The following is a 20499-nucleotide window of genomic DNA, read 5'->3' on the forward strand; positions in this document are numbered from 1 at the left end:
GGAAGATGAGAAGCAGTTATGCTTCTCATCTATTAGATTTTGAAATTATTTTAAACCTTCGATTGTTTTTAGCTGTTCTTTGTATTTTTCTTCAGGAAGGCTTACATAGCCAACTTCTTCAGCTAATGCACCAGCATTTTCCATGTAGAATTTAACATACTCAGCAACTTGCGGCTTTTCTTTCATTGATGCATTATTTACATAGATGTAAAGCGGGCGTGAAAGCGGGTTGTAATCGCCAGACTCAACTGTTTCGTTAGTTGGTTCAACAGCTTTGCCCTCTTCATTTACAATTGGAACAACCTTTAAAGTGTCTTTATTTTCTAAGTAATAAGCATATCCGAAGAAGCCCATTGCTGTTTTATCGCTTTGTACGCCTTTTACAAGAACGTTGTCATCTTCAGAAAGTGTTGCCTGCTTAGCTACTGCTTCATCTTCAAGAATTACTTCATTGAAATAATCGTATGTTCCTGAGTCAGTTCCAGGTGAGAAAAGTTTGATTGTTTCATCCGGCCATTTAGGATTAATATCAGACCATTTCTTTTCTTTGCCGTCTTCAACCCAGATCTTTTTCAAGTCTTCTACAGTTAATTCTTTAATGAAGTCATTTTCTTTATTAACTACTACTGATAAACCGTCAAAGGCTACTTGTAATTCTGTATATTCAATTCCATTATCTTTTGCTGCTTGAGCTTCTTCATCTTTGATTGGACGTGATGCTTGAGAAATATCTGTTTCGCCAGCTACGAATTTTTCAAAGCCGCCGCCAGTTCCTGATACGCCGATTGGAGCTTTAACATCTTTGTAGTCCATAGAGAACTCTTCAGATACTGCTTCACCGATAGGAGCAACAGTTGATGATCCGTCGATTCCAACTTCACCTTCTACTTGAGCTGCTTCTTCAGAAGAACCATTTTCTGAACCGTTGCCTTCTGAACCTTCACCATTTCCACAAGCTGCTGCGAATGCAAGCAATGATGAAATCATAATTGTCATGGCTAAAAATTTGAAGCTTTTCATATTTCTTAATTCCCCCTACAAAGTGGTGTTTTTGTCCTACAAGTACTAGAATAACGCTAAAGTGTTAACATGGTTTTAATCGAATGTTAAGGTTTTGTAAATGCATGAATAATTTTGTCGCGTTTTGTAGAATGTCTAAAGCATAATAAAAAGCACTCTAACCAGAGTGCTTATATTATCTTCATTTGTATTAGTTTCTATTCATTTTCTTCCTCTTCCAGCACCCTTGCATTTTCAGGCTGGCCTACACCTTCCTGAATGCCTTCTTTACTTTGCTCGCTTTTCAGCTCAAAGTATTTATCCATGACCCGTCTTCCAATCAGGTTATTTATAGGATGTGAATTTTTCGCCTCATCATAAGCCCATGGCACTACTACAGCGAATGCAACCTCCGGGTTATTATGGGGTGCATATCCTGTAAGTGTTAAATTATAAGTAGGCGACAGGAATTTGTCTTTGTTCGGCCCGTCGTAGAAAGCTTGCGCCGTACCCGTTTTACCTGCAGGAAAATAATCTGCCCCTGAAAAATAACTGTAGGCTGTTCCATTCTTCTCCTGTGTTACACGCCTGAATCCTTCCTGCACCCTCTCAATGTATTCACTCTTCATATCGAGGCGGTTTAAAACTTCAGGATTTATAGATTGAATAACAGAACCAAGATTGTCTTTAGGCGACGGCTCCCTTATTTCTTTTACAATTTGAGGCTTCATTCGGTATCCGCCATTTGCAATGGTTGAAACGTATTGGGCCATTTGCAGCGGGGTATACGTATCGTACTGCCCTATGGACAAATCAAGCAATAATCCGGGGGTCAGATCCTGCCCTTTAAAGCCGGTTGCTTCATTAGGAAGGTCTATCCCTGTTTTTACTCCTAATCCGAATTGACTGTAATAATTTCTGAGCACGGAGAATGCTGATGTATCAAGAGGCAAAGATTTGTTTCTTCTATACTCCCCGTTTGCCATTGCTATCGCTGTTTTGAACATATATACATTTGAAGATCTTTGCAAAGCTTCAAGATCATCAATATTACCCATGCTCCGGTACGACTTTTTAGGCGGAGATCCTTTAATATATAACGGTTCATCAAGCTGAACTGTTCCGGGTTTGATCACGCCTGATTCAAAACCTGAAAGAACTGTGGCTCCTTTCACTGCAGAACCCATTGTATAGGAGCTTGTCATCGCGCCTAACGCATAATCCTCAAGAACCATTTTTCCGTTCTCATCTTTTTTAATTTGCTTACCTGCCATTGAGAGCATTTCGCCATTTCTTGGGTCCATCATGACGACAAATGCCCGGTCAAGTAAAGCTGTTCCAGATTTTTTCTTAGCAGCAAGCAGTTCTTCCTCGATAATCTTCTCAACCTCCTGCTGAAGCTGTACATCGATTGTCATAATCAGATCTTTCCCGCTTTTTCCTTCAGATATAATTTCTGTTTCAAGAATTTTGCCCGACTTATCTGTAATATTGCGGGCTTTTGCTTTTTGGCCTTGAAGAATATCTTCATATTGATACTCTAAATAACTTTTTCCCACCCGGTCATTTCTGCTGTAATCGCGGGATGTGTAATAATCCAGACGATCGTTTGGAATTCCTTCTTCTGACGAAGAGATGCTGCCAATCAGCGTTCTTAATGTTTTGTCAAAAACGTAGCGGCGTTCCCAGTCCGTTGTAATATCCACGCCGGCCAGGTCCTCGAGATGCTCGCTTATATATGCAAATTCCTGCTCTGAAATATTGTCTTTTTTAATAATTTGCGGAGCTAATGCGTACCCGCTGTCCATTTCTCTTTTTATCGCAAGTATCTTTAATTCATCTATCGAAATATCCTGTAAATCTTTTTGTGTTATCCGATCAAGCTGAAGATCATACAGGTCATCATCGCTTATGACACCATCAATAACTTTTTGTCTATCCGCTTTTGTAATTTTCTTTTCAGCTTTCTTTGGACGAGTTAAAATCCAATAATCTTTTTTATCCCTTAATGTAATCTTCTTTAACTCTTGTTCCAATGCCTCCTGGTCTTCCTTTGAATCTGTTCGGTCCTGGTCAAAAATCTTTGCAAGTTTTGCAGCAACTTCTATACGTTCTTCTTGTGACGTGGAATTTGACCTGGTGTATGTAATGGCATTAATAGGTTTGTTATCGACAATTGTATTGTAGTTACGGTCAAAGATTTTTCCCCGCGGAACTGAAGTGCTGATATTCACTTCCTCATTCCGTTCAACTTCTTTGCGGTAATCCTCGCCGTAAACAATTTGAACAATTCCAAGCCTTAAGATCATTCCTGAAAATACTAAAAATACGAGGAAAAACAAAATGTTAAGGCGAAGCGGAACCGTTCGTTTCTTTCTCTTTGACATATAGCACCGCCTTATCTTCTTTTAAAACACAATAGACACCATTTTAAGGTGTCTATTGTTACAGTTTATGAAAAATATCGACGAATTTCTATTAAATTCGACACTTGTAACACGATTGTCATATGTCAGCCTAACTGCTTTCTCCATCTACAAGATTCGGTTCGGGCATTTTTTTTTGACCGTCATCATTTATTGGTTCATTTGATTCCGACAAAGATACCTTGCGGATAAAGAAATAAATTAAGCTGTGGCCAGAGCCTATAACGGCCAGTAAAATAGGAATGCTTTCTTTTTCATCAAATACTGTAACGGCAAAAATGAATAAAAGAATAGATGTGATTCTCCCAAAGTTCAAGAACAGTTCTCTTACAACAATGTATTCAATTCTCGCTTCCGCAGCATTCCATGACCGCCCAATCACATCATATGTCAGAGAAATATAAGGTACAAGCAGCATCGGATATGCAATGGCAATCGCAACAGCATACATGATCAGCTTTGGATATGTAAGGTCAAACAGAAGCAAAAAGATGGAAGCATACAATAAAATTCCGCCAATTAAAATTGATTTTTTCCTCATCTTTTTTGTAATCAGCCGAGTTGCCAAATAGTAAAACACAAAAGCTACAGCTGAATTAATCAGTCCGTATTTACCTAAGGCAAATTCGCTTCCTGTAGTAATAAACACCAGCACTCCAATTACAAAAATGAAAGTTCCTTCTCTTATACCCTGAAAAAAATGCGCGTTAGTGATCATTCTCCAATTGACATTACGTTTCCTTTCCTTTAATACGTCAAGCAGCAAATATCTCCCGTGCGCATGTCTCCTTTTTAAAAAAAGACTTAAAATTACCGCACAGAAAAATAATCCGAGTGAGATTGAAAAGATGGACTTATATCCGATATCACCCGTTAACCTTGAGATCACAAAACCTGCGACAATTGGACCAATCATCCCTGCAGAGGATGTCATGATTCCTAAAAACCCGTTAAAAAAATCCCTTGTCTCAGGTTCTGTAATTTCAAATGTAAGCACATTAAAAGACAGCCAGTAAAATCCCGATCCAATTCCAAGCAGCCCTCCAAGCAAGATAATGTTATTCGCCGCATTATCTCCTATTATAAGAACTGACAAATAAAAAACAGCCAAAAAAGCAATACCAAGCCTGAAAACAATCACCCGGTCAATTTTCTTTGCCCATCTCCCTGCAATAACAAACGTGACCGGCTGCATGATTACAATGGACAGATTGTAAATGCCCAAGTCAAGAAAGCTGCCAGACTGCTTCCAAAGATACACATTGACAAAGGAATTTGAGAGGGCGATACCTAAAGAATATAATCCTCCAATGACCAGCAAAAAGATTAATTCTTTATTCACTTCTACTTCACCAAATATTTTCTGCAACTTAGACATACTTTAAAACTCCCCTTTATTAACTAACCATTAGTCTCTCTTTATGAGGAGGAGTTATGTATGTTAAATGAAACAGAAATAAAGCAGAAGATCTTAAAAGATCTCCTGCTTCACTTGAAACATTATTTAGCTTCTTCGTAACGTCTTGTAACTTCTTCCCAATTGACTACATTCCAGAATGAAGAAATGTAATCCGGGCGGCGGTTTTGGTAGTTAAGGTAATATGCATGCTCCCAAACATCCAGTCCAAGGATAGGCGTTTTGCCTTCCATTAAAGGAGAATCCTGATTTGGAGTGCTAGTTACTTCTAACTCACCGTTGTTAACAACAAGCCAAGCCCAGCCAGAACCAAAGCGAGTTGCTCCAGCTTTAGCAAATTCCTCTTTGAATGTTTCAAAGCTTCCGAATTTGCTGTTGATTTTATCAGCAAGTTCACCAGATGGAGCTCCTCCGCCGTTTGGTGAAAGGATTGTCCAGAAAAGGCTGTGGTTTGCATGCCCGCCTCCATTGTTGCGGACTGCAGTACGTGCTGCTTCAGGAACTGCATCTAAATTAGCTACTAGTTCTTCAACGCTTTTGCTGAGAAGATCTTCGTGACCCTCTAATGCAGCGTTTACGTTTGTAATATACGTATTATGATGCTTCGTGTGATGAATGTTCATTGTTTCCTTATCAATATGCGGTTCTAAAGCATCATAAGCATAAGGCAATTGCGGTAGTTCGTAAGCCATTTAAATCTCCTCCTTAAATTGTATGTAAATAGGAAGCTTATTCTTTCATAAGCTTGTCACATTAAGATTACCAAAATTGTCCGATTGTTTCAATTTAAAAGCCTTAAAATATGAGGCGTCTTTTTTTATGAAGCTTTTTATAGAACTGCATACAAAAAATAACCAATCATGATCAGCTGAATAATTGTTTTGGCAAACACTCCGGATATAAATCCGATCAATGACCCAAGACCTACTTTAACTGATTCTTTCATATCCTTTTTATGAACCAGGAGTTCAGCAATAACTGCTCCAAGGAATGGCCCAATAATAATCCCTGCAACTGGAATAAGAAAAGGACCTATCAATAAGCCAATCGTGCTTCCCCATATTGCAGCCCTGCTTCCGCCAACCCGTTTGATCCCCATTAAATTGGATACATAGTCCGCTGCAAATAAAACCGCTACAAATACACCTTCAATCAGCCAGAATTGATATCCGTATTCCTGAAAGCCAAAAAATGCTCCATAAAGAAGAAATCCCCCAACTATAAAAATAACGCTGGGTATAATTGGATAGACCAATCCGGCAAACGCAATGATGAACATTAATATAATCAGAGCCCAGTATACAACCTCCACTGCCATCCACCACCATTTCTAGATCTCTTATAAAATATATGTAAAAAAAGCAAGAGCATAAGCCCTTGCTTTCATTATAACTGAATCATTCTTTTTTAAACATTATTTACGGTAGCCTAAAACTGCCTCTGCAATATTTACTGAATGATCACCGATTCTTTCAAGGTTGCTGATGATGTCAACAAACACAATGCCTGCTTGACCTGTACAGCTTCCTTCATTGATGCGGAGGATGTGTTTTTTGCGGAGCATGCGCTCCATTTTATCAATTTGCTCTTCTGATTTCATAACTTTAGAAGCCAGGGATGTGTCTTTGTCATCTAATGCTGAAATCGCATCTTTTAGTGTTTGGATCGTCAGTGTAAACATTTCATCCAAATCTGCAAGAGCAGACTCAGTAAGCTTCACTTTATTTGATAATTGATAATCAACAAGCTCAACAATATTTTCGAAATGATCACCCACGCGCTCGATGTCGCGAACGGTATCCATCAGTGTTGAATGTTCTTCAGATTCCGCCGCTGACATTTCCGCTCTGGAGATCAGCACTAGATAATCTGTGATTTTACGGTCAAGATTATTAATTGCATCTTCTATTTGATAGGCAGTTTCTGAATGCTTAGGCAAGTTCAATTTAAGATATTGATTTGCTTCTTCAAGTCCGAGAGTCGCAAATTGACCCATACGGAGAATTTCTTCTTTTGCCTGTCCAAGCGCAATAGATGATGATTGTTCTATAAAGATTGGATCAAGATGCTTTGCTTTGTATTCGATCATGGAGTCTTCTCCTGGTATCAGCTTAGTAACAATATAAGCAAGTACGCCAATAAAAGGAAGCTGGATCAGTGTATTTGTAATATTAAATGTACCATGTGCAAAGGCAATCGTCATTTCTGGATTTAAACCTAAATTCATCTTCAGCATTCCTATAAAAGCTGTAAATAAAGGCAAAATCACTAAAAAGATTGCTGTACCTATTAAGTTAAAAAGAACATGCGTTAACGCAGCGCGTCTTGCAGCTACTGAAGCTCCAATTGATGCTAGGACTGCAGTAATCGTAGTACCAATGTTATCTCCGAACAGAACAGGCAATGCCGCTTTAATGTCGATTAGGCCCAAGCCATGCAGCTCTTGCAGAATTCCAATTGTGGCACTTGAACTTTGAACGATTACAGTAAATACAGTCCCTATGACTACACCTAGCAGAGGGTTATCACTCATGCTGACTGTTAATTCCTGAAACGCTTCTAAAGAACGCAAAGGCTTCATGCCGTCGCCCATTAGCTCAAGACCAAAGAAAAGAGCGCCAAATCCAAATATAATTTGACCGATATTATGGATTTTTTTATTTTTGAAAAAGAAAAGTAATATAGCTCCTGCAAATAAAATAGGAAGCGAGTACTCAGAAATTTTAATACCGATAATAAAGGCCGTGACAGTGGTTCCAATGTTTGCTCCCATTATGACACCAATTGCCTGTCTTAAGCTCATAAAGCCTGCACTTACTAAGCCCACTGTAATAACAGTGGTCCCGCTGCTTGACTGAATAAGGATGGTAACAAATATACCTGCAAGAATACCCATAATAGGATTTGTAGTAAATTTATCTAGAACATCCCGAAGTCTGTCGCCTGCAGATTTCTGCAGTCCGTCACCCATAAATTTAATACCAAATAAGAAAATCCCAAGGCCGCCAAGAAATTCAAATATCATTTTTTGTATATCTAAATCCAACCTATTTCAACCCCTAACATCTTTTATCGACAACTTTCTACAACCTCCCCAATTATTAACGAATTGTAGATTATTTGTAAAGGTTTTTAGAACTAATTCCTTAAAAATTTACAATATCTTAACATTCTAATCAGCAGCATACCTTCAGCCTTGTTTCTTTCTTCTTAGATGTATAAAATGAAAGCTGGATTATAATGAAGGAAGTGTACATAAATGAACATTTTTAAACAGTTTGCTAAAAGTTTATACTCTCCGAAATCGATTTCCATGTTCAGATTTCAAGGAATCGGCAAAACCATTCTTTACGTGTTTTTACTGACCCTGCTTGCGACTCTCCCCATGGCAGTGTATATGACCACAGGCATTTCGGGACTGCTGAAAGGATTAGATTCTACCCTGCAGGAAGACCTTCCTGAATTTAAAATAGAGGATGGCACTTTAATTTCAGATACCACAGAACCTCTTGAATTAAAAAAGGATGATTTATTTATTGTTTTTGATCCGACTGGCGCATTCACAGCAGATGAGATTGAAAATAAGCAAAACGGAATCGGCATTTTAAAAAATGAATTTGTTTATGCTGTTGCTGGCCAAGCACAAAGCTATGATTATTCCATGCTGAATACAATGACTTTAACAAAGGATGACTTATCCCAATACTCCTCTGAATTTGAAAGTGTGTTTCCGATTGTATTGAGTGTTGTTCTTATTATGCTGTTTCTGTTTACAGCAGCTTCCAAATTTATTGAAATTACTTTTTTAGCTTTTATCAGCATCCTGTTTAAAAATAGTTTGAAGCGAAACCTTAATTTTAAACAGCTTTGGGTAATGTCAGCCTATGGCGTAACGCTTTCCACTGTTTTCTTTATGATTATGGAGTTTCTTCAAGTATCCGTACCAAGCGGAATTCTTGTGAACTGGTTTGTTAATCTGATCATCATGTATCTTGTTCTAAAAGAAATTCCTGCTTCCCGAAAAAAATAACAAGCAATTAGAAAAGCGAACCCCTTCAGCCAAGAGGTTCGCTTTTTTTAACTCACTTTATATTCTTTTGCAGCGCTGGAAAGATTTCTTGATAAATCCGTTATTTTTTGCCCAATTTGGTGAGTTCTGTTCATCTGGGCAATTTGCTCCTCAGAAGCAGCAAGCATCTGTTCTGCACTGGCAAGTGTCTCCTGAGAAACGGAAGCAAAGCTTTCAGCCGAGCTTTCCATAATTGGAAGAGAAGCGTTCAAATGCTGAATCTGCTTTTTCATATCTGAGAGCCTTCTGTTTACACTATCAATCTCACTCATCAGTTCATCAAATGAGACTCTGGATTTTGCGGCCACATCAAGATGGGAATGAATGTTAGCGAGCATATATTCAAACTCCTTAGATGCTTTTGAAGATATATTTTCCATGGATAAGATGGAAATAGTGATATCTTCAGTCGCCTTTGTTGACTGTTCAGCAAGTTTTTTGACTTCACCCGCAACCACAGCGAATCCTTTTCCCGCTTCGCCAGCCCTTGCTGCTTCTATCGCTGCATTTAAAGCAAGCAGCTTAGTCTGTTCGGCAATGGCTTTAATAATTACTACTACATTTGCAATTGATAAAGAGTGTTCTTTCACTCCTCTTATTGTATTTGTCATTTTTTCAAATTCCTGTTCAAACGAATTCATTCCCTTTATCATTTTAGACACATTTTTTTCTCCGCGATCAGCTGACATATTCATGTCTGCTGCACTGCTGAATAAAAACTCCATATCCTGAAAAACCACTCTGAGTTCATCCCTCATTTGACCAAAAGCATGAATGCTGTGATCTGAGCTTGATGCTGTCTGTACAGCTCCTGCTCTTACTATCCTTATCGCCTCAACAAGCTGACTGTTATGTACGATTGCATCATCTGTCGCTTCTCTGAGCTGCTCCCCCGTTACTGACAAATCCCCTGTAGTTTTATCAATGTTGCCTACCATCTTCTGCATTTGGGTCATCATTTGGTTAAAGCTTTTCATGAGTGAATTGATTTCAGGCATCGATGTCTCTACATGAATATTTTTAGTTAAATCCCCCTCTCTAACTTCCTTCATCGTGTTTCTGAGCACCGCTAAAGGTTTGGTCAAACTTCGAATCACGACGATTAGCACAGCTGTTGTAACAAGACCGCTCAGAAGAACCATCCATACATAAAACGAGGCAAGCTCCTTTGTTGTATTCATGTAGCTCTCTGTCTGTACTGCTATTAAAAACTGTCCCTTTAATTCCTGAACTTGCTTAAAGGATAATGTGTAGTCAATTCCGTTTATCTTTTCGTGAAAAATTCCATTGTCTTTTTCCATGATGCCGCTGATCTGCTTTTCAGTAAATGCAACCTTTGAATTTTCACTTACTGAAAATGGGTTTGCCTTATTTTCTTTAATTAAAAAGAAATCAGCACTCAGTCCATCCTGAATGAGCTCTGAAGCTTGATTAGTCAGCACAACTTTGTCGAATCTCTTTAAAAATTCCTCTTCTTCACCAAGATAGGCAATCATTAAATTGCCAGCTATTTCTCCGGTTGTATTTACCTCCCGCTGCAGACGGTCTTCAACCATTTCCATAGTCGCAGCTTTTGATTTTACATAAGAAGTACAGCCCACTGCCACAATAGAGGCTATCAATAAAGACAGCACAAGGATCAGCAGCCTTGTCTGAAGACTGATCTTAGAAAGCAAGGGTTTTATATTTGCTTCATTTAAAAATAAGAATAACTTCATTTTTGGTTCATCCTTCCCATCAGTTCATGAAAATTATCCCAAATGTTTATTAAGCAAGTGTAAAGCCATCATTAATTTTTAACAATTACCTTGTCATTTTAATGAATTGGAGGACCTTTTTCCTCTTTTTTATATAAAAAGGCATATTTAATTGGGACAAGCATAGAAATAACTATCGTGAATTCAAATGGGAGATGATTTTATTGAAGCGTCTTATGATCTTCATTTTATTTATATTTCTGATGTATATCGTCTACTATGATATGAACAGCGGCACCATCTCCATAAATCCTCAAGGTAAAGTTATTGAAGAGCCTGCTGCTGAAGCAGTATCCGCCGGTTCTAAGCCATATATGGAAAAAAAGATCAGTCAGGGAGAAACCGTGCTGACAATTGTCGAGCAGCTTCATAAGGAATTCCCGGTGCCCATCGATCAAATCAGGCAGGATTTCGAAAAGCTGAATCCAAATGTAAAAGCTGACAATATTCAGGTCGGAAAAACATATAAATTTCCACTTTATGAAAAAGAAGTTGCTTCATAATTCTTGTCAATATTAAGCACACACTGTTACAATATGTGAGGGAAAGCACAATTTCTCGCATTGAACGATAAAAATGGTTAACATGATAATATAGAACCATGATTATTAATTTAAGGAGCGATTTACACGTGAGTGAAATCATACATCGTACCAAAACCCGTCCTGTTAAAGTCGGCAATTTAACAATCGGCGGAAACAATGAATTAGTCATCCAAAGTATGACAACGACGAAAACACACGATGTGGAAGCTACGGTCTCTGAGATCCTGCGATTAGAAGAAGCAGGCTGTCAAATTGTTCGTGTCGCCTGTCCGGATGAACGTGCAGCCGATGCTATAGCAGAAATTAAAAAACGCATAAATATTCCACTTGTTGTTGATATTCATTTTGATTACAAACTTGCGCTTAAGGCAATTGAGGGCGGAGCAGATAAAATCAGAATCAACCCGGGCAATATCGGCAGACGTGAAAAAGTAGAAGCCGTCGTAAAAGCTGCAAAGGAAAAAGGTATTCCAATTCGCATTGGGGTTAATGCCGGTTCTTTAGAAAAGCGCATTATTGAAAAATATGGATATCCAACAGCAGACGGCATGGTTGAAAGTGCCCTTCATCATATAAAAATACTTGAAGATCTGGATTTTCACGATATTATCGTATCGATGAAAGCTTCAGATGTGAACTTGGCGATTGAAGCATATGAAAAAGCGGCAAAAGCTTTTGATTATCCGCTTCATTTAGGCATTACAGAGTCGGGCACTTTATTTTCAGGCACCGTAAAAAGTGCTGCCGGCCTTGGTGCCATCCTGAGCAAAGGCATCGGGAACACGCTGCGCATCTCACTAAGCGCCGATCCAGTTGAAGAAGTAAAAGTGGCAAGAGAGTTATTAAAATCTTTCGGGCTGTCTTCAAACGCAGCAACACTTATTTCATGTCCTACCTGCGGTCGGATTGAAATTGATTTGATCAGCATTGCAAACGAGGTTGAAGAGTATATTTCAACGATTAAGGCTCCCATTAAAGTTGCGGTTTTAGGCTGTGCAGTAAATGGACCTGGTGAAGCACGGGAAGCTGACATTGGAATTGCCGGCGCCAGAAAAGAAGGACTTCTTTTCATGAAAGGGCAAATTGTCCGAAAAGTCCCTGAGGAAACCATGGTAGAAGAACTGAAAAAAGAAATTGATAAAATCGCTGAAGAATATTATGCAAAACAGGCAGCTGAAAAAGCGGCTGCCGAAATTCAATAAAAAACAAGCTTGGCAATTTATGCCAAGCTTGTTTTTTTAGTTCCTTAAAAGAAGGGCAAAATGAAAATCCCAAGGATTAATGAAACGATACCAATTCCGATCGCCCATCCTCCTAATCCTTCTGCTCCCCTGCGGCGTGCAATAAACCCTACGATAATCCCTGCTGCGCCTAAAATAACCGGGAATATCAGCAAAGAAATAACGGAGAGGACGATAGCCAAATACCCCATTCTGCGTCCGTCATCAACTGTCCCTTCCTTTTCTTCATGACGGTCGTAGTCTGCATCTCTTCCTAGGGTTGCAGGAGCTGCAATTTCAGCCGCTGTTTCTTCTTTATAATCATCCCGCATATCTGGTCTGTTGTAGCCAACTTCATCTTCACGAAGATCATATTCTTTAATGTTTCCGTGATAATCATAATGTTTCTCATCTGCCATGCGTGATCCCTCCATTCATATAGTAAAGGAACATTTATAGTATGAGCCGCACGGCCTTTCCGTATAACTGTTAAAGATTACTGTGATTGTAAGAACGGATTATGATACACTAACTAGTATAGTTCAGACAGCAAGGGAGAGAGTACATGATGCTGCGATTAGGGATTGATATTGATGGAACCGTTACTTCGCCTGAAACATTCGTTCCATATTTAAACAAATCATTCGGCATAAACATTACGCTTGATGATATGAAGGAATATGACCTGACTAAATTACTTAACATTTCAGAAGAGGATTTCTGGAAATGGATGGATGAGCAAGAACCGCTAATATACAAAGATGCACCTATGGCGATTGATGCAAAGTTAGTGCTTGATGAATGGAAGAAAACCCATAAACTTCTCTTTATCAGTGCGCGCAGAAATCACTTGCGCGAGGTGACATTTGACTGGTTTAAGCGCAATGAACTATTTTATCATCAAATTGACCTGATTGGCACTCATGATAAACTAGGTGCGGTCCGTGAAAACAAAATTGACGTCTTTTTTGAGGACAAGCATGATAATGCCTGTATGATCAGCGAGGAATTTAACATTCCAGTTATTTTGTTTGATACTCCATACAATCAGGATCCCATTCCTAATGGGGTCATCCGTGTAAATAATTGGCTTGAAGCAAGAGAATGGGTAAATTCCTACAAAACAAACACATTTCCCGTTATACGCTAACACTATAGACACAAAAAAGCTTGCGAAACTTCGCAAGCTTTTTTGTACTGAGTTTATACGGTATGTTCATGGCACTCAGGACAAGTGCCGTATATCTCAAATTTATGTCCGCTGATTTCATATCCGCTTAAATTCTCTTTTAATTTTTCCATAGGGCAAGAAGCAATTTCTTTCGTTTTCCCGCAATTCAGGCAAATGAAATGATGGTGATGATGCTTCGTTCCGCATAAAAATCGAAAATGTTTTTCCCCTGACAGTTCTGTTGTTTCCAGTATGCCCATTTCGGCAAACAAAGAAAGATTGCGGTAAATGGTATCAAAGCTTAATCCCGGATAGTCCGGTTTCATTTTTTCCAGAACATCTCTTGCTGTTAAATATTTATTTGACTGCGCGAATAATTCAAGCATTTCTTCGCGCTTGCTTGTGTACTTATATCCTTTTTCCTTCATAAGAAGAAGAGCTTCTTGAACATTCATCTTACTGACCCCTTTTTATTTTGGTCCATAGTATCGACAGTATCAGGATGACGACTGAAAGCATAACAATCGTTCCTCCTGGAGCTAGATCTAATTGATAAGCCAGCACTAATCCAATAATAACAGAGATTTCTCCAAAGAGTACAGAAAAGAATATTGCCTGTTTAAACCCTTTTGCAATCCGAATACTTGCTGCAACCGGCAGGGTCATGAGAGAAGATACTAATAAAATGCCGACAATTCTCATGGAAGCAGCAATGACAAGAGCAACTGTTAAAATAAAAATAAAGTGAATCCACTTAGAATGGATGCCTGAAGCTGCAGCATGTTCTTCATCGAATGACAACAAAAACAGTTCTTTAAATAACGCAAAAATGACAATGAGAACAAATACTGTAATGGCAGCGATCACCCATAAATCCGTTCTCGTTACCGCACTGACACTTCCGAAAAGATAACTAAATAAATCCGTATTAAATCCATCAGCAAGTGATATAAAAATAACGCTCAGTCCTACTCCGGCTGATAGGATAATCGGAATGGCAAGCTCCTGAAAATGCTTATAGACGGCTCTCAGCTTTTCAATAAACAAAGACCCTGCCACAGAAAAACCCATCCCTAAATAAATTGGATTGAGCCCTGACATGCCAAGCACTTTTTTCTCAAGAAGCAAGCTCGCTGCAATCCCAGCCAAAGTCACATGACTAAGTGCATCCGCTATTAAAGACAGTCTTCTTACGACAACAAAAACACCGAGCAGCGGTGCAATCAGTCCGATGAGAATTCCTGCCAAAAATGCATTTTGTAAAAATTCATAATTAAGGATACTATTTATCATTTTATCTTCCCCCATGATCATGGTGATCGTGAGTTAATACATGAACAGAATGACCATAAAAGTCAGACATATCAGAGTTCTGCAGGCTTTCGAATTCCTGTGTATTTCCGTGGAAATGCAAATGTTTATTTAAACAGGCTACGTGAGTTACTTTATCTGTGATGGTCCCTACATCATGCGTGACAAGAATCAAAGTAATTCCCATTTCAGTGTTTAAATTTTTCAGCATTTCGTAAAAACTCTGAACTGTTTGAGCATCAACTCCAACTGTCGGCTCATCAAGTATGAGCAATTTCGGATCACTCACAAGCGCCCTTGCAATGAATGTCCGCTGCTGCTGGCCGCCTGAAAGTTCACCGATATTCCGTTTTGACAGCTGTTCTAAACCGACGGCCTTAATTGCAGCTTTTACTTTTTCATGATGGGCCGGTTTCAGCATTTTAAACAAACCTAATTTAGACGTCAGTCCGCTTGCAACTACTTCGTATACAGATGCCGGAAAGCCTGTATTAAAACTGTTTGCTTTTTGAGAAACAAATCCGATTTTATACCACTCTTTAAATTTGCGGATATCTTCTTCGAAAAGGAGAATCTCTCCCTCGTCGGGCTTCAATAGACCGAGAAGGCATTTCAGCAGAGTTGTCTTTCCTGAACCGTTTGGTCCGACGAGTCCCAGGAAGTCACCCTCTCTTACTTTAAAATGAACATCTTCAAGCACCTTAGTGCGTTCATATGTGAATGATAAATGACGGATATCAATAATAGGCTGATTCATTACTTTCACCTTCTAGTTTAAGAATGGTTCCGATTTAACATCGTAAAAAAAGATCAGAAACCAATGTCTGATCTTTAACATAGAGATTATACAAGATTGTACTTAAAAGAGCAAGAAACTTGTTTCGAATAATTAAGAAATTAATGTATCGCTGACTTAAAATTCGTCCCTTTAGTTTCTTGGGTATTCATTATTGTAATAAAGGCATTTGTATCAATTTCATGGACAATCGATTTAAGCTTCGTAACTTCAAGCCTTGTTACAACGACATAAATGACTTCTTTTTCGTCATCGGTATATCCGCCTTTGCCTTTTAATTTTGTGGTGCCGCGCCCAAGCCTTTGAAGAATGGCGTCTGATACATCTTCGTAGTAATCCGAAACAATAATTACTGCTTTAGTTTCGTCTAATCCCTGAATAACTGTATCAATCGTTTTAAAAGCAATATAGTAAGCCATGACTGAATACATAGCTTGCTCTGGTCCAAAAACAAATGCTGCCCAGGCAAAAATGAAAATGTTAATAAACATCACAAATTCTCCTACTGAAAACGGCAGCTTTTTAGTAAGCAAAATGCCTAAAATTTCAGTTCCGTCCATTGAACCGCCGTTTCGTATGACCAATCCTACACCTACACCAAGTATTAAACCTCCAAATACAGTCGCTAAAATCGGCTCCGCTGTAAAGGCTTCGACATGATGCAGCATACTCTCGATGATTGCCAGAAAGACAATCCCGAAAATAGAGGAGATCATAAACGTTTTCCCAATTTGCTTATAGCCGTAATACATGAAAGGCAAATTCAAAAGGACGACCAGTGTTCCGAAATTGATAAATGACAGACTGTCTGGTGTAATGTGGTCAATGATCAGCGAGATCCCGATAATTCCTCCGTCAATAATCTGATTGGGGATAAGGAACAGCTCAATCGAGACAGCTGCCAGCGCTGCACCAACAATGATCAAAATCAGTCTTGTGATCAGCCGCCCAGTACTTTCTTTTTTATGCTGTTTTTTTGTCATATGAATAATCCCCCTTCTTTTTAAAAATTAGGCACTTTTCTTAAAACTTCACCATACATTGAATGGTGAAGGAGGTATGTACGTGATACTATTTCAAAAGATTGTCAACCAGAAACTCAACTCATTGGATGCTGATGGATTGCTTCAGCTTGCCAAGCAGAACAGCCTTGCCATTGACAGAACCCAGGCTCAGCAAATCGTAAGAATCATCCGGGGCAAAAACATTAATATTTTTGATGATGCTGAGCGAATCCGCCTATTAAAAAAGGTAGCGGCCATTACTTCGCCTGCCACAGCGCAGCAAGTGAACCAATTGTTTCAGCAATTTATAGGATAAAAAGCTGTCGATTTCCTCCGACAGCTTTCTTTTTTTAGTTGTAAGAAAGTATAAAATTTTGCGCTTCGAAGGCAAGCGGAGTCGCCTGACTATTCGGACAGAACGGGCGCTTGCGCTTTTCTTATGCCTGATTGCGGATTAGATCCAATATATCAGGATTGAATTCTTTCCCGCGCAGCATATCAATCTCAAATTGATATGGCGGTTTTTTATCTTTTTTATCTTCACCTACATATGGAGTTTCAAGAATTTTTGGCACATCTGCAAGCTCAGGATGATGAACGATGTTATTTAATGCCTTAAATCCGATATGGCCAAATCCGATGTTCTCATGACGGTCCTTGCGGGCTCCAGATATATTTTTGCTGTCATTAATGTGAAGCACCTTCAGCCTGTCCAGTCCGATAATAGAATCAAATTGCTGCAGCACACCATCAAAATCATTAATAATATCATAACCGGCATCATGTGTATGGCACGTATCAAAGCAAACGGAAAGGTGCTCATTATGAGTGACACCCTCAATGATCTGTGCGAGTTCTTCAAATGAGCGGCCGCACTCAGAGCCTTTACCGGCCATTGTCTCAAGAGCGATTTGAACATTTTCTTCTCTATCTAGAACTTCATTGAGTCCTTCAATGATTTTTTTTATGCCTATTTCAGAACCCGCTCCAACATGAGCACCTGGATGCAGGACAATTTGTTTTGCTCCAAGAGCATGCGACCTGTCCATTTCAGACCGCAAAAATTGCACGCCAAGTTCAAAGGTTGCAGGGTTTGTGGTATTGCCGATATTAATGATATAAGGTGCATGAACAACTATATCAACAATCCCATTTTCCCGCATATGGGCCTGTCCGGCTTCAATATTCAGCTCTTCAATTTTTTTACGTCTAGTATTCTGAGGTGCTCCAGTATAGATCATGAACGTATTCGCACCGTAAGATACTGCTTCCTCACTTGCAGCAAGCAGCATCTTTTTCCCGCTCATTGATACATGTGATCCTATTTTCAGCATCTCTTCTCCCCCTACTTGCGCTTTTGATTCAATCTTCTTTGACGTTTTTTAATTTCGTCCATTTCTCTCGTCAGTTTCTTTTTGTATCCCGGTTTTACACCTTTTGGTTTTCTAACCTTGCTTTTTGCCATTTGATCGACGCCATCTGAAGGTCTTACGCGTTTTTGTCTGCGTTTGCGGTCCTCGACTTTTTTCCACTCGCCGTTTACAAGATCCTGATTTTCAAATTCAATCCCTAATTTTTCAAGGGTGATTAACGCATCTTCATTAGCCGGCTCATAAATCGTTGCTGCAATACCGGAATAATCTGCACGTCCTGTACGTCCCACACGGTGAATGTAAAAATCAAGATCACTTGGGAGCTCAAAATTAATGACGTGGCTTACTCCGTCAATATCAATGCCTCTTGAAGCAAGATCTGTTGCTACAACATACTGATAATCAAGATCATTAATTTGCTTCATCATTTTTTTGCGGTCTCTAGGTGATAGATCGCCGTGAATGCGTCCGACTTTAAAACCTTTAGCAATCAGTCCGTCCGCTACCTCATCCGCTTTTTTCTTTGTATTAGTAAAAACAATAGCTAAATAAGGGTTGTAGTTTTTCAGCATTTCAAATAAAAGGTTTGTTTTATTACGGTGACGCAAAGGCACTAATACGTGCTTGATTTTCTTCGCTGTTGCCTGCTTTGGAGCAACGTGAGTAAATTTAGGGTTTTCCATATATTTTTTCAGGAAAGGCTTTAATTTTTCAGGAATTGTAGCTGAAAAAACAAGGATTTGAAGTTTTTCAGGCATATTGCCGCCAATTTTATCAACGTCTTCAATGAATCCCATATCAAGCATGAGATCTGCTTCATCAACAACTAATGCTTTTGCCTGATGAACAAAAAGAGCTTTTTCAGCAATTAAATCCTTAATTCTTCCGGGCGTTCCGATGACGAGCTGAGGCTGGCTTTTCAGTTTATCAATTGTGCGCTGCTTGTCAGTTCCGCCAATAAAACATTTTGCGGAAATCGTTTCATTTTCCGGTGCAAATTTAAGAACATGTAAAGCATCCTGATAAATTTGATTGGCCAGTTCTCTTGTAGGGGCAGTAATCACAACTTGTACGTTTTTATTTGAGGGATCAATCCTTTGAATAAGAGGCAATAAATAAGCATGTGTTTTCCCTGTGCCTGTTTGTGATTGTCCTATAGCTGTTTCCCCTTTTAATAGTGAAGGGAATAAGCGTGCTTGTATTTCAGTCGGTTCATAAAAACCCAGCGCTTTGACAGCATCTATAATAAAAGGCTTAAATGGAAACTGAGTGAACTTAGTTTGTTCCATGTTCATCATCTCCTTGATGAGTAAATTAATAAAAATAGGCTCTATTATAAGACCTTGCTGTTTTTCGGGTGTTAACCTGAGAGTTTCATCCAGGCAAAAGGTTTCATTTATAACACTTTATTAGAAAAGAGCACAGTTCTAATAAAGGAAGGGAAATATTCTTTTTGCGAAGTACAACAATCCTTGCAATAAAAGCCAAAAAATAAGACACGGTTGTCCATCAAAACATTATATACGATTTTATAGAAAAACTCCAATCGATTCCGCCTATTCTTTCAGACGCGCAAACCTTTTAAGCTGATTCTGCATATTGTGTAGGTAGTATACGCGTTAGTTTAAAAGGAGGATCATCATGTTTCAGCAAAGACCTATGCCTCCAATGCCTTCTAGAGGATTCCAGCCTCAAAGAATGCAAATGGGCGGTCAGCCGTTTTCAAACCAGCCTTTTGGAAATCAGCAAGCCCGGGGATTTGGACCGCCTCGTTCTTTCCAGCCGTTCGGACAGCAAATGGGACCCTTTTCATCACAGTTTGGACCGCCGGGATTTGGCGGCCAGCCGTTTGGCGCGCAGCAATTCGGTCAGCAATTCGGTCAGCAGGCAATGGGAAAAGGGGGCGGACTTAGAGGCATTCTCTCAAGGTTTCTTCCTGGCGGCGGCCAAGGTGCCGCAAGTGCTGCCAATGCAGCCCAGGGTCTGCAGGGAATAACTAATCCCGCCAATTTATCCAGCATGCTTGGAAACGTACAAAAAGTTCTGGGCATGGCTCAGCAAGTCACGCCTATGGTTCAGCAATATGGGCCTCTGGTCAGAAACCTTCCTGCCATGATTAAAATTTACAGTGAATTAAAAGGCGGAGGTTCAGGCGACGTGGAAACCACAGAATCAAATGAAGAAAATACCTCTGCTGAAGTTTCAAGTGCTGCACCGTCTGAAGCAGACACACCTGCCGTCAGCTCGCCTAAGAAAGCAGTAAAAGAAGAACAGGTTAAAGCATCAGCTGTCAAAGGCGCATCTGCTCCAAAGCTTTATATCTGACATTCTTCTTTGTATTCTTCTGCAGTCTCCGCTATAATAATAAGAGATTACGAGAGCCAAAAGCCTTTTCTTTGGCTTTTTTATAT

General features: G+C 39.3%; 20 protein-coding genes. 6 read left to right on the forward strand and 14 right to left on the reverse strand.

Annotation, left to right across the window (positions count from 1 at the left end):
* Nucleotides 1–45: 45 nt before the first annotated feature.
* From AC3ISE_RS15570 to AC3ISE_RS15595, 6 genes are all read right to left on the reverse strand, one after another.
* Nucleotides 46–1020 (reverse strand): PstS family phosphate ABC transporter substrate-binding protein, encoded by a 975-nt coding sequence (locus tag AC3ISE_RS15570; protein ID WP_489221685.1) that lies wholly within the window; start codon nucleotides 1018–1020, stop codon nucleotides 46–48.
* A gap of 197 nt (nucleotides 1021–1217) precedes the next feature.
* Nucleotides 1218–3386: a peptidoglycan D,D-transpeptidase FtsI family protein gene (locus tag AC3ISE_RS15575; protein WP_489221686.1), complete on the reverse strand. Its 2169-nt coding sequence runs from the start codon at nucleotides 3384–3386 to the stop codon at nucleotides 1218–1220.
* A 130-nt stretch (nucleotides 3387–3516) separates the two neighbouring features.
* Nucleotides 3517–4803 (reverse strand): MFS transporter, encoded by a 1287-nt coding sequence (locus tag AC3ISE_RS15580; RefSeq protein WP_489221687.1) that lies wholly within the window; start codon nucleotides 4801–4803, stop codon nucleotides 3517–3519.
* A gap of 122 nt (nucleotides 4804–4925) precedes the next feature.
* Nucleotides 4926–5534: a superoxide dismutase SodA gene (gene sodA / locus AC3ISE_RS15585; protein WP_489221688.1), complete on the reverse strand. Its 609-nt coding sequence runs from the start codon at nucleotides 5532–5534 to the stop codon at nucleotides 4926–4928.
* A gap of 137 nt (nucleotides 5535–5671) precedes the next feature.
* The gene (locus AC3ISE_RS15590; protein WP_489221689.1) at nucleotides 5672–6160 is read right to left on the reverse strand and encodes a DUF456 domain-containing protein; all 489 of its coding nucleotides are present in this window, start codon (nucleotides 6158–6160) and stop codon (nucleotides 5672–5674) included.
* Nucleotides 6161–6256: 96 nt separating this feature from the next.
* Nucleotides 6257–7867, reverse strand: coding sequence for a Na/Pi cotransporter family protein (locus tag AC3ISE_RS15595; RefSeq protein ID WP_489224352.1), 1611 nt, complete (start codon nucleotides 7865–7867; stop codon nucleotides 6257–6259).
* Between the two features lie 234 nt (nucleotides 7868–8101).
* On the opposite strand from AC3ISE_RS15595, the gene AC3ISE_RS15600 reads away from it, so the two are divergent.
* Nucleotides 8102–8872, forward strand: a complete 771-nt coding sequence (locus tag AC3ISE_RS15600) for a DUF1189 domain-containing protein (RefSeq protein ID WP_489221690.1) — start codon at nucleotides 8102–8104, stop codon at nucleotides 8870–8872.
* Between the two features lie 47 nt (nucleotides 8873–8919).
* On the opposite strand, the gene AC3ISE_RS15605 is transcribed toward AC3ISE_RS15600, so the two are convergent.
* Entirely contained in the window at nucleotides 8920–10629 is a 1710-nt protein-coding gene (locus AC3ISE_RS15605; protein WP_489221691.1) for a methyl-accepting chemotaxis protein, read from the reverse strand.
* Nucleotides 10630–10832: 203 nt separating this feature from the next.
* On the opposite strand from AC3ISE_RS15605, the gene AC3ISE_RS15610 reads away from it, so the two are divergent.
* Both AC3ISE_RS15610 and ispG read left to right on the forward strand, forming a co-directional pair.
* The gene (locus AC3ISE_RS15610; RefSeq protein ID WP_489221692.1) at nucleotides 10833–11171 is read left to right on the forward strand and encodes a hypothetical protein; all 339 of its coding nucleotides are present in this window, start codon (nucleotides 10833–10835) and stop codon (nucleotides 11169–11171) included.
* A 137-nt stretch (nucleotides 11172–11308) separates the two neighbouring features.
* The gene (ispG, locus tag AC3ISE_RS15615) at nucleotides 11309–12415 is read left to right on the forward strand and encodes a flavodoxin-dependent (E)-4-hydroxy-3-methylbut-2-enyl-diphosphate synthase (RefSeq protein WP_489224353.1); all 1107 of its coding nucleotides are present in this window, start codon (nucleotides 11309–11311) and stop codon (nucleotides 12413–12415) included.
* Between the two features lie 44 nt (nucleotides 12416–12459).
* On the opposite strand, the gene AC3ISE_RS15620 is transcribed toward ispG, so the two are convergent.
* Nucleotides 12460–12765, reverse strand: coding sequence for a hypothetical protein (locus AC3ISE_RS15620; protein ID WP_489224354.1), 306 nt, complete (start codon nucleotides 12763–12765; stop codon nucleotides 12460–12462).
* A 236-nt stretch (nucleotides 12766–13001) separates the two neighbouring features.
* Here AC3ISE_RS15620 and AC3ISE_RS15625 point away from each other — a divergent pair, with 236 nt between their 5' ends.
* A complete protein-coding gene (locus tag AC3ISE_RS15625) occupies nucleotides 13002–13583 on the forward strand; it encodes a hypothetical protein (protein WP_489224355.1) in 582 nt (193 codons plus the stop codon).
* A 53-nt stretch (nucleotides 13584–13636) separates the two neighbouring features.
* Here AC3ISE_RS15625 and zur read toward each other — a convergent pair whose 3' ends face one another.
* The 4 genes from zur to AC3ISE_RS15645 all read right to left on the reverse strand — a co-directional run bounded on the left by zur (nucleotide 13637) and on the right by AC3ISE_RS15645 (nucleotide 16694).
* Nucleotides 13637–14059: a zinc uptake transcriptional repressor Zur gene (gene zur, locus AC3ISE_RS15630; protein ID WP_489221693.1), complete on the reverse strand. Its 423-nt coding sequence runs from the start codon at nucleotides 14057–14059 to the stop codon at nucleotides 13637–13639.
* A 1-nt stretch (nucleotide 14060) separates the two neighbouring features.
* Nucleotides 14061–14897 (reverse strand): metal ABC transporter permease, encoded by an 837-nt coding sequence (locus AC3ISE_RS15635; RefSeq protein WP_489221694.1) that lies wholly within the window; start codon nucleotides 14895–14897, stop codon nucleotides 14061–14063.
* 1 nt (nucleotide 14898) lies between these two features.
* Nucleotides 14899–15672 carry a metal ABC transporter ATP-binding protein gene (locus tag AC3ISE_RS15640; RefSeq protein WP_489221695.1) on the reverse strand — a complete coding sequence of 258 codons (774 nt, stop codon included), beginning with the start codon at nucleotides 15670–15672 and terminating at the stop codon, nucleotides 14899–14901.
* 140 nt (nucleotides 15673–15812) lie between these two features.
* Nucleotides 15813–16694, reverse strand: a complete 882-nt coding sequence (locus AC3ISE_RS15645) for a YitT family protein (RefSeq protein ID WP_309192577.1) — start codon at nucleotides 16692–16694, stop codon at nucleotides 15813–15815.
* Between the two features lie 76 nt (nucleotides 16695–16770).
* Between AC3ISE_RS15645 and AC3ISE_RS15650 the strand changes: the two genes are divergently transcribed.
* A complete protein-coding gene (locus AC3ISE_RS15650; RefSeq protein ID WP_154319245.1) occupies nucleotides 16771–17031 on the forward strand; it encodes a DUF2624 domain-containing protein in 261 nt (86 codons plus the stop codon).
* 121 nt (nucleotides 17032–17152) lie between these two features.
* Here the strand turns inward: AC3ISE_RS15650 and AC3ISE_RS15655 are convergent, their stop codons facing one another.
* Together AC3ISE_RS15655 and AC3ISE_RS15660 are read right to left on the reverse strand one after the other, a co-directional pair.
* Nucleotides 17153–18049, reverse strand: coding sequence for a deoxyribonuclease IV (locus AC3ISE_RS15655; RefSeq protein WP_489221696.1), 897 nt, complete (start codon nucleotides 18047–18049; stop codon nucleotides 17153–17155).
* An 11-nt stretch (nucleotides 18050–18060) separates the two neighbouring features.
* A complete protein-coding gene (locus AC3ISE_RS15660) occupies nucleotides 18061–19377 on the reverse strand; it encodes a DEAD/DEAH box helicase (protein WP_191555934.1) in 1317 nt (438 codons plus the stop codon).
* Nucleotides 19378–19792: 415 nt separating this feature from the next.
* On the opposite strand from AC3ISE_RS15660, the gene vrrA reads away from it, so the two are divergent.
* The gene (gene vrrA, locus AC3ISE_RS15665; protein WP_489224356.1) at nucleotides 19793–20413 is read left to right on the forward strand and encodes a VrrA/YqfQ family protein; all 621 of its coding nucleotides are present in this window, start codon (nucleotides 19793–19795) and stop codon (nucleotides 20411–20413) included.
* Nucleotides 20414–20499 lie beyond the last annotated feature (86 nt).

This window comes from Metabacillus sp. KH_069 (assembly GCF_057838075.1).